The following is a 15,709-nucleotide window of genomic DNA, read 5'->3' on the forward strand; positions in this document are numbered from 1 at the left end:
ATAAGAGGCTTACAATGAAGCCGGCAATGTACAGGGGCGAGCCTGCGCATCCAACCCATTTGCAGCGTTTTCTGACCAGACAATAACCTTAACACTTCATTATCACACAGGCGCTAGCTTTACGGGTAATCTGGGTGGTCGGTTCCCCATCTTTGAGAGGACGTATAGTGGCTGGCGTTGTGGACAATGACGAAATTGCGGCTGTGCTGAATTACGCAGCGGTCTTACATAAAAATGGTTGGACGGCGGAAGCGTATCGCGTGTGCCAGATTCTGGTCGCCAACGGCATTTCGGTCGATTTGCCCCAGATCCAGTCGGTGGTAGAGGGCTACTCTCGTCTTGATCCGGCAACGCAGGGGATGGGTGTACATCAACCCCTGACGGTGATGCGGGGCGATCAGATGTTCAGCACGCTGCATCTGACCAGTGATCTGACGGACCATCAAAAGCGGGTGGCGTTTAAAAGCGGCGTTGGCTTCATCAACATTGAAACCTCGTCGCAATGTAACCGCAACTGCAGCTACTGCCCCAACAGCATCTATGACCGGCGCAAGGATAACGTCTTTTTTGACTGGCCAGCCTATGAGCGCATCCTCGATGATCTGGCCTCGATCGACTATAGCCGCCGTATTTCACTGGTGGGGTTGAACGAGCCGCTGATGCATCTGGAGGACTTTGTCGCCCGGTTGAAGGCGATCCGGGCCAGGCTGCCGCGCTGCTATATTCTGATTTTCACCAATGGCGACTATCTTACCAAAGCCGCCTTCACGGCGATGGAAGAATGTGGCGTCAACGAGCTCAAGGTGGCGATTCATCTTTCAAAGGACAAGCTGTACGACGAGCGCGATATTCTTAAGCGCACGCTCGATAAGTCGAGAGAGCTTGGCCTCCACCCCGTCCTGACCAATTTTACCGCGGATAAGGAAATCGAATTTCGCCTCAGCGGTTCGTCGATGTGCGTGCGCTACAGCCAGGCCAATTACATGACCGAGGGTAATAACCGTGGCGAAGTGCTGAAAGGTGTTGGCCGCAAAATGGCGGCGCGCACGGCGGCCTGTCTGCAAGCGATGGATAATTTCATCATCAATTATAAGGGCGACGTGCTGCCCTGCTGCGCCACTATCGGCTCATCACCGGAGGTTGCACCTTATGTTGTAGGCAACGTGCAGAGTACTTCGATCTTCGATATCTATTGCAGCGAAAAGTTCTCTGCCTGGCGGCGCGACACGATGGTTAATGGGCCCAAAAAACGCCCCTGTGCGACCTGCCCCGAGCAATGGGGCGGCTTTCCGCAAAACTGGGATGCGATTGTACATAAGGCTCTGGCTGCGGTTGGGGCGGGCAACGCGAATCCACCGCCATCGGACGCGACGGAAATGACACCGGAATTTGAAGGTGCCGGGCTGTCGGATCGGCAGTTATAAGGGGTGCGCGTGCCGGGTTGCGTCCCGGACAACAACATCGTAAGTGTGCGTTCGAGGCCGGCTTAGCTCAGCAGGTAGAGCACCTGATTTGTAATCAGGTGGCCACGGGTTCGAATCCTGTAGCCGGCACCATCATATCTTATTGATTTGAAATAATTATTTCTGTCGTTCGGGATTGGAATTCCGTGACGCTGTCCTAAAATTACACATAATTTACAAACCGTTTTACATTTATGGTTCTGCTTCGTTCCTGTCGGTGGTGTGGGGCGTGTTTATAGTTGTGTCTCAGCCGGAACTCAGCGTCCATCGGTATATTTCACAACATCACCAATCAGTTAAGAATTGCGACCTTGCTGCTGTCCGGTGGATATGCTCTTGTTGTCAGCGTCATTGGTTAATACTGCCGGAGTGTTCATGCTTCGCGCGGCGGTTGCTGCCCTGCCCAGAATCATGCTTTGGCTGCCCGGTCTGATCGGGCAGTCGTTTGGTTCAGAACGGGGAATCGCCGTGCCAGGTGGGCGCACAGATATTTAGGGAGCTTCTGGGGATGTTTTCCGCCAATTTTATAACCCTGTTTCATCAAAATCGCAGGGTGGTGGCGCGTGTGTGTTTGGCTTTGGCGGTAAGCGCCGCGGCGGTTATGGTCGATATTGATCAGGCCAGCGCTCAGGATAGTTCCAGCTTGCAAAGTCTCGCGGGCAGTATGTCCGCCAGTCAGCTCATGCAGCTGCAGCAGGCGCGTCAGAAAAATGGTGCCACGCAGCTTCAGCCATCGTTGCAATCGCAGGATACCACCTTGTACCCGGCCGAGCGGCCGCGGCCACAGCCGCCGTCAGAGCTGGAACGGCTTTTGTCGCAGCGCGCCAATCTGTATCTGGAACAGTTTGGCTATGATCAGCTTGGTATTGGCCGGTCGGTGACCCTGTCTCAGGTTGGCGGCGCGCAGGATGATTATATTCTGGGTGTTGGCGACGAGATTGTGATTTCGCTGCGCGGCCAGGAAAATTCTGAAACCCGCGTGACCGTTGATCGGGATGGCCGGGTATTGTTGCCACGGCTCAACCCGGTTTCGGCTGGTGGACGCAATTTCGGTGATTTCAAGCGCGATCTGGTCGCGGCGATTCATCGTGGCTATGTCTCGACCGATGCGTTTGTGTCGCTCGGTCAGGTGCGGCAGATCTCCGTCATGGTTTCCGGTGAAGTGTCGAGCCCCGGCATGCGGACGCTGACGGGTTTTTCCACCGTGGCCGATGCCATCGCGTTGTCGGGTGGTGTGCTGAAAAGCGGCAGCTTGCGCGCCGTTAAAATCAAACGGGGCGGGCATACATTTTCGGTCGACCTGTACAGTGTGCTGACCGAGCATGCCACGCTGCGTAAGGTTGGGCTTGCCGATGGTGATCGCATTGTGGTGCCGGCTATCGGCCCGACCGTTGCGGTGGCCGGGGATGTCCGTAATCAGGGTATTTTCGAGCTGCCGGCAGGGCGTGCGGCGGTGAGTGTTCAGGAGGCGCTGGCACTGGCCAATCGTACGATTTTGCCGGGTGTTTATCGTTTTTCCTTGCTGCGTCAGATGCCCGATGGCCGCCGCCGTCTGGTTGATGTCAGCGGTCAGCATGAGACTATCCACGATGGTGAAATTCTTTTCGTGAAAATCGCGGTTGATCGTTCGCTCAATCAGGTCGAGCTTGCGGGGGCCGTTGCGTCACCCGGCGTTTTTGCCTTGGGCAAGTACAAGACGTTGCACGACCTGCTGCCGAGAGAGGATGCGTTCGACAAAACCGCCTATATGCTGTTTGGCTATATTGACCGTACCGATCCGGCGACCCATCTGCACAGCGCCATTCCGTTCTCGCCCAAACATATTATCCAGGGGCAGGGTAACGTCGCTCTGGCTGGTGACGATGTCGTACACATCATCAATAAGCGCGAAATGCGGGCCTTACTGCGCTGGGCGATGCAGGACAACAAGGATAAAAATAGCCAGTTGCTCGGACGTCAGACCAAACGTGGGGCGAATGACGCGAATACTGCCGTTAATCAGAGCTCTGGGATGAATGGCGGCAATGCAATGACGGGGGCTCAGGGGCAATCTGCTTATGGGCAAAATAGTGCCGCCAATGCTCAGACCAACGCGAATATGTCACAGAACCCGCAATCGGCGGGAACCTCTGCCTACGGAGTAAATGGCGCTTACGGTGCAAATGACGCGTATAGCAGTTATGGCTCCAATGGTTCTGACAATTCGGGGTACGGCCAATCATCGTCTAATTATCCCAATAACTACTCGTCGGATCAGTCGGCTTACGGCGCGGCCCAAATGCAGGGCGATAATTCTGCTGGCCCCTATGGCGTAACCCCCAATGATCCGCAGTCACGCAACATTCCCGGTCAGGCGGCCAGCCGTATCGGCGGCAATGCTATGATGGTTCCTAATGGCGGCACGATCACAGAAAATGCCGGTGCCCGTGGGGCCGAGGCTATCAGCCCGGAACTGGCCCGGCTCATTACGCCGGATAATGACTATCTCCGTACTGTGCTGGTCTATTATGTGATCAATATTTCCGGGGCCCTCAACGATCCTGGACTTTACCTGGCGGCTCCCGGAACCAGCCTGACTGAGGCGATTGCAGCAGCGGGCGGCCTGAAAACCGACGCGGATCTCAGCAATGTCGAGGTAACATCCACCTCACTCGATCCGGATCGCGGCCTGTCTACGACGTCGCGCAAGAGCTATTCGATCGCGTCACGCGATGCTACCGATGCGATTACGCTGCTGCCCAAAGATGGTGTTCTGGTGCGTTCGGTCTACACCAACCGCACGGCGGGATCGGTGACAATTGCCGGTCAGGTTCGGTATCCCGGCACTTATACCTTGCTGCGGGGAGATCGCTTATCTTCGATCCTGGCTCGGGCTGGCGGGTTGACGGAAGTTGCCTATCCGCAAGGTACCGTCTTTATGCGGCAGTCGGTCGCCGAAAACGAGCGCCAGGCGCATTTACGGGCGGCACAGCAGATCGAAGATCAGATGCTGACTGGGATGAGCCGTCGTACCAAGGATTCACAGATGTCGGCAGAGGCCTTCACCACGGTGCAGTCGTACATAACCGAATTGAAAAGTAGTCCGGCCTTGGGGCGCATGGTGGTGACGGCAGACCCTGTGGAGCTGGCCAAGCATCCTGAGCGGGATCCGATTCTGGAACCGAGTGATCAGATTGTTATTCCGCCGCAGCCCTTCTCTGTATCAGTGATGGGTGAGGTGTTGCAGCCCAACAGTGTGCCCTATATTCCCGGCGAAACGGCTGAGGATTATATTGAGAAGGCTGGTGGCTACACACAGCTCGCAAGCGAGGATGAAGTTTTCATCGTGCTGCCCAATGGGCAGGCCTATCGTGATGACGATAGCTGGCTGAGTTTTGGTGGTCGTGAAATTCCGGCCGGTAGCACGGTATATGTCGGTCGTGATATTACCGGCTATGATTTGCGGCAAGGGATTTTGGACGTTGCTTCAATCTTTAGTGGCTTCGCGACAACTGCCGCTTCTTTGGCCGTGCTGATGAACCAATAAGTCAGTCCTGATGTCCGTTGTGAAAGCGTGGCATTAAACTAGACGAAAAAAAGCGTGCTGACAGTAATGTCGGCACGCTTTTTCGTATGGCTGGGCCGGGGCGGGGCATCATAACGGTAAATAATATCTGAAAAGGTATAGGTAACATCTGATTAAAGTTATTGGTTACTCAAGACTCTCGTAAATATCGCAAAGGGAAGCAGAGCTTTATTGATATAAGGCAATCCAATTCTGGCACGATGAATTGACGGCCTGATCCGTGATTGCTATGGGCGATATGGAAAGTTGCTGAGGCATCGCTATGGTACGTCCAATCGCGATATGTGCAATCATTGCATCCCTGCTTGTGGTGCAGGCCGCCTTTGCCTTTGGCACGTCGCTGCACTCGGCCACGACAGCATCTTTCCGGCACCATCCATGCATTTTGTGTGCTTCTGACGCCGGGCCGCAGAGGGCCAGCCCCATCGTGGTGGTCGGTTTCGGTATTGTCTTGTCAGATGGTGCCAGTGGTGGTGAGGTTGCTGCTACGACCCCACCTCAGTCTCAGGCGCTTGTCACCAAGCGCTGATCCTGATCCATAACAGTATATTGGGGCAACGTTAGAGCTTAATGCCACGCAGCTCTAATTGCTGTATCGCGGCGCGTAAGCCCGGTGCAATGTCGGGCCGTTCCAGCGCCACTGCCAGATTGGCGGTTAAATAGCCGACCTTGTCACCACAGTCATAACGGGCGCAGCTGGTTTCGACGGCATGAAATGGCATCTGCCCGATCAGGCTGGCCATGGCATCGGTCAGCTGAATTTCACCCCCGGCACCGCGCTTACCCTTGGCAAGCTCGCCAAACACCTGTGGCTGCAGGATGTAGCGGCCAATGATGCAGAGCCTTGACGGGGCATCTTCGGGGGCGGGCTTCTCGACCAAAGCCTTAACCTCGGTCGCGCGGCCATTTCTGGCTCCGGGGTCAATTACGCCATAGCGTTTAACTTCTTCCAGGGGCTTTTCTTCCGCTGCGATGATACAGCCGCCCCCGACATCGTGATAGGATTGCACCATCTGCGCCAAACCGCTGGGCTTGCCGACGAGCAAATCGTCCGGCAGCAGCACCGCAAAGGGCTCATCGCCAATGAAATTCCGTGCGCACCACACCGCATGGCCCAGGCCCAGCGGCTGCTGTTGGCGCACAAAGGCGAATGTGCCTGCCGGTGGCAGCATGGCATGCAATCCGTCCAGCTCGACCGTTTTGGCCCGTTCGCCAAGCACGGCTTCCAGCTCGTAGGCGAGATCAAAATGATCTTCGATCTCCCCTTTGCCACGGCTGGTGACCAGGATGAATTGCTCGATCCCTGCCTCCAGCGCTTCTTCTACGGCATACTGCACCACGGGCTTGTCGACCACGGGCAGCATTTCCTTGGGGATGATTTTGGTGGCGGGCAGAAAGCGCGTACCCAATCCGGCGACCGGCAGGACGGCTTTGCGAACGTGTCTGGCGTACGTCATCGAATATCCCGAAAAAAGACTGAAGATTGGACGGATACAATCTCTATAAACGCCGCGTCTCATTGCCAAGTCAGACGCGAATATTTACAATAAAACCCAAAGCGGAGAAGAGATCAATGCATTTCGGCCGCGTTATCATGGGGCATTTGGGGGCGCTGGCGTTTTTGTTATGCGCGGGTGCTGCGTTTGCTGGAAATACTGCCAATGCTGCACTGCAGGATGGTCTTGCCCACATTTCAGATGCGGCTTACGAGCGGGCTGTCGGGGATTTCTCGACGGCATTATCCTCGGCGGACCTGTCGCCCGAAGAGAGGGTTCTGGCACTGTTCAATCGTGGTGTGGCGTGGGACTGCGTCGGTGAAGCCGATAGTGCGATTGCCGATTATTCCGCCGCGCTGAGTATTATGCCGCATTATACCCCAGCCCTGAACAATCGGGCCAACGACTATCGGCTGGCCGGCCGTCTGGAGGAAGCCGGGCGCGATTATGAGACCGTGCTGACGCTGGCGGATGGGCAGGCTGATACATCCGGTGCTTATGCCCATTATGGTTTAGGTGCCATTGCGCTGGCGAAGAAGGATATCGTGGCGGCGCGGGCCCATTTTGATCGGGCGCAGACCCTGGCGCCAGAGTTTCAGTTGGCCGTTCTGGCGCGCGCTGACATCGATAGAACGTATCCTGATATTGCGGCGAATTCTCAACCGGCTGATAAAACCGATCCCACCGAGGATTTTGGCTTGGTGCATCTGCGTCGTCCGGTGCACCGTCCTAATTCATCGGCGGGCGATGTTGCGGTCGGTGCATCACGTAAGGTTGCCGATTGCATCAGGTCTGCCGGACCGGCCTTACGCTTAAGTCTGCCGTCGGCCCCCACTTGCGCGGCATCGGCACATAAAATTGTTCGTCGGGCACCTCCTCATCCGGCTTCAATATCTGCGCCCGCGGTTGAAACCAGTGGGTACGCCATACAATTGGGTTCCTACCGCAGTCGCGATGTGGCGATGGGGGCGTGGGACCATTTTGCCGGGCAGGCCGATGGGGCATTGGCGGGGCTGTCGCCGGTGGTGATGGTGGCCGATCTGCCGGATCGCGGGCGTTTTTATCGCCTGCGCGCTGTCGTTGACAGTTCTGCGACGGCGGCGGCAGTGTGCCGGGCTTTATCGGCGCGGGGGCTCGATTGTCTGGCGGTTCATCAATGATCGTGGACCCGAAGGGGGATTCCGGACGGTTTAATGTTGCCACCCTTGACGTTGTGCCGGGGATTGTGAAAACAATAATATGCTTTTTTGACGTTTCGGTTTGTGCCAGATCGTATTTTCGTTATTCCCGCCTGCGCGAAACCGTTATAACCACCAGGGCCGTCTGATGGCGGCTTAATAGGCTTATGGGATCGCTTATGACAAGTAATAGTCGGATTTTTCCGGTCATCCTGTCGGGTGGATCGGGGACGCGTCTTTGGCCCTTGTCACGGGCTTCATTGCCCAAGCAGCTCCTGTCTCTGCATGGTCCGCGCACCATGATACAGGAAACGATTCTGCGCGCCGCCTTACCCGGCAGCGCAGCCCCCTTCCTGTTGTGTAACGACAACCACCGTTTTTTCGTCGCCGAGCAGATGCAGACCATTGGCGTCAAGCCGGGGGCGATTGTGCTGGAGCCGATCGGGCGCAACACCGCGCCAGCGGCGGCGGTGGCGGCCCTGATGACGGCCGAGGCTGACCCGCGTGGCATTGTCCTGTTGCTGCCGTCCGATCATGTCGTCAGCGACAGCGCGGCCTTCAGCGCAGCGGTTGCCGAAGCGGTCAAGTCAGCTATGGCCGGTTTTATTGTCACTTTCGGGATTACGCCGACCGCGCCGGAAACCGGTTTTGGTTATATTCAGCGTACGGATGAGACCGCTGGTACCGCCGGGGCGTATAAGGTTAAACGCTTTGTCGAGAAGCCTGATGCCGAAACCGCTGCGGGCTATCTGGCCGCCGGGAATTATTCGTGGAACAGCGGCATGTTCGTTTTCCGTGCCGACGTTATGCTGGCCGAGCTGGATCGTCATGCGCCCGAGGTTTTACCGCAGGTGCGTCTGGCGCTGGAAAAGGCGCAGCGCGATCTGGATTTCGTCCGGCTTGATGCCGCCAGTTTTGCCGCGGTGCCCAATATTTCGATCGACTATGCGGTGATGGAGCATACCGATAAAGCGGCGGTGGTTCCCTGCTCGATTGGCTGGAACGATGTTGGTTCCTGGTCGTCGCTGTGGGAAATTCAGCCGCATGACGAAGCTGGCAACGTGTTCGTCGGCGATGTGTTTGCTGCGGATACCACCAATAGCTTCGTGCGCAGCGACAAGCGGATGACGGCATTGGTCGGGGTTGATAATCTGGTCGTCGTCAATACCAAGGATGCCGTTCTGGTTGCCGATAAAAGCAAGGCCCAGGATGTCAAGGCGATCATGGATCAGCTTAAAGCCGCTGGCCGGACCGAGGCGGTGGAACACTCCGCCATCTTCCGCCCCTGGGGCAGCCACGAAACGATTGATACCGGGGATCGCTTTCTGGTCAATCATCTCACCATCAAACCGGGCGGGCGGATGTCGTTGCATATGCACCATCACCGGGCCGAGCATTGGGTGGTGGTGGAAGGTACGGCGCGGATCACCTGTGGTGACAAGGTTTCGATCCTGCACGAAAATCAGTCGACCTATATTCCCCTGGGTGAAAAACACCGGCTGGAGAACCCGGGCAAGGTTCCGCTCTGCGTGATCGAGGTGCAGTCGGGCCCCTATCTTGGTGGCGATGACATTGTCCGCTTCGATGCGGGATGCCTTAAGCCAGCGGAACCAACATCGGACATCACTTAAAACAAGGCGGCGCTGTTTGGGGTGGCGCTAGCCAGGAATTTCATCAATGGCGTCACAATCCCATCTTAAACAGTTAGAAGCCGAAAGTATTCATATCTTTCGTGAAGTGGTGGCAAGTTTTGCCAATCCCGTCATGTTGTATTCCATCGGCAAGGATTCGTCGGTGATGCTGCATCTGGCGTGCAAGGCGTTTTATCCCGCCCCGCCGCCATTTCCGATGCTGCATGTTGATACCACCTGGAAATTTCGCGAGATGATTGCCTTTCGCGATGCCACGGCAAAGCGGCTTGGGCTCGATCTTAAGGTCTACATCAATCAGGATGGCGTGCGCCGCGGGATCAATCCAATCGATTCCGGTTCCGGGTTGCACACCCAGGTGATGAAAACCGAAGCGCTGAAACAGGCGCTGGACCTTTATGGTTTCGATGCCGCCTTTGGTGGGGCGCGTCGGGACGAGGAAAAGTCGCGGGCCAAGGAACGCATCTTTTCGTTCCGTACCCCCAGCCATGCCTGGGACCCCAAACACCAGCGGCCGGAATTCTGGCACCTTTATAACACCCGCATCAATCCGGGCGAAAGCATCCGGGTGTTTCCACTGTCGAACTGGACCGAGCTCGATATCTGGCAATATATTCTGGCGGAAAATATTCCGATTGTGCCGCTCTATTTCGCGGCGCCGCGCCCGGTTATTGAACGCGATGGCACGCTGGTTATGGTGGATGATGACCGGCTTAAGCTGCGCCCCGGTGAGAAAATCGTGGAGCGTATGGTGCGCTTTCGCACGCTGGGCTGTTATCCGCTGACCGGTGCGATTGAATCCGATGCCGACACGTTGGAAAAAATCGTTGCTGAAATGTTTGCGGCGCGGACCTCGGAACGTCAGGGCCGCCTGATCGATGCCGATGAAAGCGCATCGATGGAAAAGAAAAAGAAAGAGGGGTATTTCTGATGCCCGCATCGACAAGTTCAGCCTCTCTGGCAGCGTTTCTGGCCGAGCAGGAAAAGAAAACCCTGTTACGCTTTTTGACCTGCGGCTCGGTCGATGATGGCAAATCAACTCTGATCGGGCGGCTGCTTTATGATTCCAAGCTTTTGTTTGAGGATCATCTGGCGACCTTAAAAAAAGACTCGCAGAAATTCGGCACCAATGGCACCGATATTGATTATGCCCTGCTGGTCGATGGGCTGGAGGCTGAACGCGAACAGGGCATCACCATTGATGTGGCCTATCGCTTCTTCGCCACCGAGAAGCGCAAAATCATTGTCGCCGATACCCCCGGTCACGAGCAATATACCCGCAACATGGCCACTGGGGCATCAAATGCTGAACTGGCGGTTATTCTGGTCGATGCCCGCAAAGGGATTCTGACCCAAACCCGTCGCCATGCCTGTATCGTATCGTTGCTGGGGATTCGCCATGTCGTGCTGGCAGTGAATAAATGCGACCTGATCGATTTTTCGCAAACGAAGTTCGAGGCGATAGCGGCGGAGTTTAACCGGTTTGCTGCAACGCTTGGGTTTGTGGATATTCGTGCCATTCCACTTTCGGCCCGCGAAGGCGATAACGTTTTCAGCCGCAGTGCGCGCACCGCCTGGTATGACGGGCCGACGCTGATCGACTATCTCGAAACCATTGATGTCGCGGCAGCAAGTGCAGGCCCGCTGCGGTTTCCGGTGCAGTGGGTAAACCGTCCGAACGCAGATTTTCGTGGGTTCTGCGGTACGCTGGCGGGTGGGCACCTTAATGCCGGTGATGACATTGTTGTTGCCGGTTCGGGGCAGGGCGCCAAAGTCGTCCGCATCATTACCGCCGATGGCGATCAGACTGGCGCGGATACCGGGGATGCCGTAACCCTGACGCTGGATCGCGAGGTGGATATTTCGCGTGGTGACATGCTGTGCGCCCCCGATGCGCGGCCAGAAGTGTCGGATCAGTTTGCTGCCAAACTGCTGTGGATGGCGGACGAGGCGATGTTGCCGGGGCGGTCCTATTTACTGAAACTGGCCACGACCGAAGTACCAGCACAGGTTACCGCGCTGAAGCATCAGATCGATGTCAATTCGCTGGAAAAGCTGGCCGCCAAAACGTTGAAGCTCAACGAAATTGGCGTGGTCAATATTTCACTTTCCCGCCCTGTTGGGTTCGATCCGTATCAGGATAATCGCGAAACCGGCGGTTTTATCCTGATCGACCGCTACAGCAATGCCACGGTCGGGGCCGGGTTTATCGATTTCTCGCTGCGTCGCGCCTCCAATGTGCATTGGCAGGCGATGGATGTGAACAAAACTGCCCGTGCTGCTCAGAAGGGGCAGAAACCAGTGGTCCTATGGTTCACCGGCCTGTCTGGTTCGGGTAAGTCGACCGTGGCCAATCTGGTCGAACGGAGTTTGTTTGCCGAAGGCAGGCACACCTATGTTCTGGATGGCGATAATATCCGCCACGGCCTCAACCGCGATCTTGGCTTTACCAATGCGGACCGGGTCGAGAATATTCGCCGCGTCGCCGAAACCGCCAAGCTGTTCGTTGACGCCGGTATCATCGTGCTGGTCTCGTTCATTTCCCCCTTCCGCTCGGAACGGCGTATGGCGCGTGAAATGATGGGGGCGGACGAGTTTATCGAGGTTTTTGTTGATACCCCGATTGAGACCTGCATTAAACGTGATCCCAAAGGGCTCTATAAAAAAGCTCTGGCCGGGGCGATCAAGAATTTCACCGGTATCGACAGCCCTTATGAGGCGCCGGAGAATCCCGAAATCGCCTTGACCGGGGATGCAGATGCCGCCACTCACGCGGCAGCGGTGGTGCGCATTCTGCGTGAGAGCGGCTATCTCGGCTAAAACCGGTCTTTCAGCCGCGCTATCGTCAGATCCATCAAACCAGACCAATCGCTAAAATGGGGCTGGCGTAGCAGGGTGGCGGTTGGGTACCACGGGCTGTCGGTGCGTTCGGTAAGCCAGCGCCACTCGGCCACCCACGGTAGCATCAGCCAAACCTCGGCCCCGGTGGCCCCGCAGACATGGGCAACGGATGTGTCGACTGACAGGTTGAGATCCATTTCCGCAATCAGGGCTGCGGTGTCGGCAAAGTCGGCAAGATCATCCGTGTGCGTTGTAAGGTTTGTGAACTGCTCCACCAATGCCGCATCTTCTGGCCGGATATCCTTTTGCAGGATATGAAAGTCGAACGGCAGTGCAAACAGCGGAGCAAAATCGGCCAGCGCGGCGCTGCGTTTGCGATCCGGGGCCTGACCGGGGCGGCCGGACCAGCACAGGCCAATGCGGGGGCGTTTCTTCTCGCCCAGACGGGTATGCCATTGCGCCTGCCGGTTCGGATCAACCGCAAGATAGGGATGTTCCGACGGAATGGTGTCCAGCCGGGTCTCAAACGCCAGCGGCAGGCTCATCAGGGCAATGTGCCAGTCAAAGGCGGGCAGTGGATCCCCCGCCGCGATGAAGCGAATATGTTCCGCCCCCTTAAGTGTGGCGAGCAGCGGCAACAGACTGCGGGGCGCTTCAAAAATAATCTGCGCGCCTTTTTCCAAAAGCAGCGGGACATAACGGCAGAACTGGACGCTGTCGCCATAGCCCTGCTCGGCATACACCAGCAGGGTTTTGCCACGAATATCTTCTGTGCCGTTCCAGCGCGGCGCATCAAAGGTACGAACGGAGCCTTTTAAGGAATCGCTTTGCCAGCGCCATTCAAACAGCCGCCAGCCCTCGGCATAATCTCCGGTCAACAGTGCCACCAGCGCCTTGTTCCAATAGGCCGACGGGGCGCCGGGGGCCAGAGCAATCGCGGCGTCATGGCTGGCTATGGCCTCGTCATAGCGCTTTAGATCGCGCAAGGCGTTGCCGCGGTTGGTATGGGCTTCGGTGTAGTTGGGCTTCAGTTTGATCGCCAGATCAAAGGCGGCCAGTGCATCTTCCGGGCGCTGTAATTCGCGCAGGATATTGCCGCGATTGTTGTGCAGCACGGCAGCCCGTGGTGCCAGCGCCAGTGCATTGTCGATTGATACCAGTGCTTCTTCCAACCGGGCCAGCTTGCGCAACGCATTGGCGCGGTTGCAATGCGCCTCGGCGATATTGGGGGCCAGGGCAATGGCGCGGTCGGCGGCGGCGAGGGCTTGCGGCATACGGCCAAGCATTTCCAGCACATTGGCATGATTGGCGTAGGCGCGGGCATAATCCGGCGCGATCTTGATGGCGCGGGCATAACTTGCTTCTGCCTCATCCAGACGCCCTAAGGCTTCCAACCCATAGCCCCGGTTGCACAGAACCTGATGCTGCGTGGTATTGAATTGCAGCGAGCGGTCCAGCATCGCAACGCCGTCCTCAAAATGGCCCAGCTGTAAATCCAGTACACCGATCAGATTGAGCAGTGGCGTGAAATCACAGTGCCGGTGAGGGGCGCAGAGCTCGGCCGCTTCGGCAATGTGACCGTCCTTTTGTAATGCGGCGGCTTGTTGAAAGACCAATGCAAAATCGGCGGCTGTATCAGGCATGAGAAAATTTCCGATCTATGGCGGTGCCAACCGCATCTATGACTGTGGCCCAATCGCCAGCATACGGTTGGCGGAACAATTCTGCCGTAGCGTACCAAGGGGTGTCGCTGCGTTCCAGTTGCCAGCGCCAGTCTGGCACGTCGGGCAGCAGCAACCACAGCGGTCTGCCGATCGCCCCGGCCAGATGCGCCACTGATGTGTCGACCGAAATCACTACATCCATCTGGGTGGCCAGCGCAGCGGTATCAGAAAAATCATCCAGTTCCCCCATATGACAATTGACCTGCGGCCACCGTCCCAGCGCGGTCTGATCGGCAGGGAGAATTTCTTTTTGCAGCAGATGAAATTCATACGGTCGGGAAAATAAAGGCGCAAAATTCTCTAGCGCTATGCTGCGCCGTGCATCAACCCTACGATAGGTCGTGCTGCCGGAGCATACCAGACCAATGCGTGGCGCACGGCGTGGGCTCAGCCGGTTGTGCCAGTGGGCGGATTTTTCCGCATCGGCAAAAAGATAGGGCGGCGCAGGCGTAATCGTTTGCAGCGTGATGTGGAATAATCTCGGCAGGCTCATCAGCGCAGCGTGGTAGTCAAATGCGGGCGGCGGTGCCCCGGCTGCAATCAATTCTACCTCATCCGTCAGTGTACGCACCAGCGTCATCAGGGGCTTTTGCACCTCAAACAGCACCCGTGCGCCCCGCGCGGCGAGTTCGGGCAGATAGCGGCAGAACTGGATGGTATCGCCTAAGCCCTGCTCGGCATACACCAGCACGGTTTTCCCATGCAGATCTTCGCCATTCCACGCCGGTTGGTCATACTGGCGGGCGACACGATTGAGCGGGCGCACTTTCCATCGCCACTCAAACAACTCGAGCCCGCGGGTAAAATCCCCCTGCAACAGACGAACATGCGCCATGTTCCAATAGGTGTCGGCAAAGCCAGCATCGTGGACTAGGGCGGCTTCATAGCTGGCCAAGGCTTCGTCATAACGGCCAAGGTACATCTGACACAGACCGCGATTGCTGTAGGGCCCTGCCTGCGTCTCGTCGAGGGCAATCGACTGTTCCGTGGCCGCCAAAGCTTCGTCGAAACGGTCCAGTGCAATCAGGGCGCTGGCGCGGTTGTTGTGCACGTCGGCGGTTGACAGCCCTTCGGCGATCAGATGATCAAAGACGGTTAGGGCTTCTTCGGGGCGTTGCAGCGCAAGTAGTGCATTGGCGCGGTTATGTCTGGCTTTAAGATAATCCGGCTTGTGGGCGATGGCCCGGTCAAACGCGGCCAGCGCTTCTGCCGGCCGATCGAGTTTCTCCAGCTCAGTGCCGTGATTGTACTGGGCTTCGGCGAAGTCGGGCTTCAGGGCCACCGCAGCGGCAAAGGCTGTCTCCGCTTCGCGGTGGCGGCCCAGTGCCGCAAGGGCTTTGCCGCGCTGATTATGGGTTTGCACCAGTCGGTTATTTTGACTCAAAGCCTGATCAAAGGCGGCCAGTGCCTCGGCTGGGCGGTTCAGCTTCATCAGGGCAATGCCGCGGTTCGCGGCACTATCGGGTTGGTGCGGGTTAAGCCTCAGCGATTGGGCAAGATGGTCGGCCCCGGATTCAAACTGACCGAGCTGCAACTCCGCTGTCCCCAGAAGATTCAGCAATGGCGGTTGTGGGGGAACGCGGTCTGCCAGCTGGCGGTACAGCCCGACAGCTTCCTGAAGTTTACCGGCGCGATGCAGGCCCAACGCCTGTTGGAACAGCTGGTTGGGATCACCGCTGGGAAATTGGTTCATTATGTCTAAAATCCACCCCGAGGTGCATACCGCACACCACCATGGATCGCAGTTGAGCGCAAACCGGCACGCATTTCAACCTTGTCCGTCGGTGATGGGG

The 15,709-nt window shown here is 57.1% G+C and carries 9 protein-coding genes and 1 tRNA gene; 7 read left to right on the forward strand and 3 right to left on the reverse strand.

Annotated elements, in window-relative coordinates; all coding sequences use genetic code 11:
* The first annotated feature begins 167 nt into the window (after nucleotides 1-167).
* The 3 genes from ACZ5RI_RS05435 (at nucleotide 168) to ACZ5RI_RS05445 (ending at nucleotide 4,989) form a co-directional block, all read left to right on the forward strand.
* Nucleotides 168-1,424 (forward strand): radical SAM/SPASM domain-containing protein, encoded by a 1,257-nt coding sequence (locus tag ACZ5RI_RS05435; RefSeq protein ID WP_464515095.1) that lies wholly within the window; start codon nucleotides 168-170, stop codon nucleotides 1,422-1,424.
* Between the two features lie 56 nt (nucleotides 1,425-1,480).
* Nucleotides 1,481-1,556 (forward strand) — tRNA-Thr (locus tag ACZ5RI_RS05440).
* Between the two features lie 478 nt (nucleotides 1,557-2,034).
* Nucleotides 2,035-4,989 (forward strand): polysaccharide biosynthesis/export family protein, encoded by a 2,955-nt coding sequence (locus ACZ5RI_RS05445; protein WP_464515096.1) that lies wholly within the window; start codon nucleotides 2,035-2,037, stop codon nucleotides 4,987-4,989.
* Nucleotides 4,990-5,588: 599 nt separating this feature from the next.
* Here ACZ5RI_RS05445 and galU read toward each other — a convergent pair.
* Entirely contained in the window at nucleotides 5,589-6,485 is an 897-nt protein-coding gene (gene galU, locus ACZ5RI_RS05450; protein WP_464515097.1) for a UTP--glucose-1-phosphate uridylyltransferase GalU, read from the reverse strand.
* A 116-nt stretch (nucleotides 6,486-6,601) separates the two neighbouring features.
* Here galU and ACZ5RI_RS05455 point away from each other — a divergent pair, with 116 nt between their 5' ends.
* From ACZ5RI_RS05455 to cysN, 4 genes are all read left to right on the forward strand, one after another.
* Nucleotides 6,602-7,684, forward strand: coding sequence for a tetratricopeptide repeat protein (locus ACZ5RI_RS05455; RefSeq protein WP_464515098.1), 1,083 nt, complete (start codon nucleotides 6,602-6,604; stop codon nucleotides 7,682-7,684).
* 197 nt (nucleotides 7,685-7,881) lie between these two features.
* A complete protein-coding gene (locus ACZ5RI_RS05460; RefSeq protein WP_464515099.1) occupies nucleotides 7,882-9,333 on the forward strand; it encodes a mannose-1-phosphate guanylyltransferase/mannose-6-phosphate isomerase in 1,452 nt (483 codons plus the stop codon).
* 46 nt (nucleotides 9,334-9,379) lie between these two features.
* A complete protein-coding gene (cysD, locus tag ACZ5RI_RS05465) occupies nucleotides 9,380-10,282 on the forward strand; it encodes a sulfate adenylyltransferase subunit CysD (protein ID WP_464515101.1) in 903 nt (300 codons plus the stop codon).
* On the forward strand, nucleotides 10,282-12,171 hold the full coding sequence (cysN, locus tag ACZ5RI_RS05470) for a sulfate adenylyltransferase subunit CysN (RefSeq protein WP_464515102.1): 1,890 nt from the start codon (nucleotides 10,282-10,284) through the stop codon (nucleotides 12,169-12,171). The genes cysD and cysN overlap by 1 nt, the downstream gene beginning before the upstream one ends.
* Here cysN and ACZ5RI_RS05475 read toward each other — a convergent pair.
* Complete coding sequence (locus tag ACZ5RI_RS05475) at nucleotides 12,168-13,835, reverse strand: tetratricopeptide repeat protein (protein WP_464515103.1); 1,668 nt, start codon at nucleotides 13,833-13,835, stop codon at nucleotides 12,168-12,170. The genes cysN and ACZ5RI_RS05475 overlap by 4 nt on opposite strands.
* The gene (locus ACZ5RI_RS05480) at nucleotides 13,828-15,609 is read right to left on the reverse strand and encodes a tetratricopeptide repeat protein (RefSeq protein WP_464515104.1); all 1,782 of its coding nucleotides are present in this window, start codon (nucleotides 15,607-15,609) and stop codon (nucleotides 13,828-13,830) included. Before ACZ5RI_RS05480 ends, ACZ5RI_RS05475 begins: the two co-directional genes overlap by 8 nt.
* Nucleotides 15,610-15,709 lie beyond the last annotated feature (100 nt).

It is taken from the genome of Micropepsis pineolensis (genome assembly GCF_055392125.1).

Bases quoted from the DNA above. Each gene is read 5' to 3' on its own strand.
- galU (WP_464515097.1), bottom strand. From the start codon at position 6,485: ATGACGTACGCCAGACACGTTCGCAAAGCCGTCCTGCCGGTCGCCGGA.
- ACZ5RI_RS05455 (WP_464515098.1), top strand. From the start codon at position 6,602: ATGCATTTCGGCCGCGTTATCATGGGGCATTTGGGGGCGCTGGCGTTT.
- ACZ5RI_RS05460 (WP_464515099.1), top strand. From the start codon at position 7,882: ATGACAAGTAATAGTCGGATTTTTCCGGTCATCCTGTCGGGTGGATCG.
- cysD (WP_464515101.1), top strand. From the start codon at position 9,380: ATGGCGTCACAATCCCATCTTAAACAGTTAGAAGCCGAAAGTATTCAT.
- cysN (WP_464515102.1), top strand. From the start codon at position 10,282: ATGCCCGCATCGACAAGTTCAGCCTCTCTGGCAGCGTTTCTGGCCGAG.
- ACZ5RI_RS05475 (WP_464515103.1), bottom strand. From the start codon at position 13,835: ATGCCTGATACAGCCGCCGATTTTGCATTGGTCTTTCAACAAGCCGCC.
- ACZ5RI_RS05480 (WP_464515104.1), bottom strand. From the start codon at position 15,609: ATGAACCAATTTCCCAGCGGTGATCCCAACCAGCTGTTCCAACAGGCG.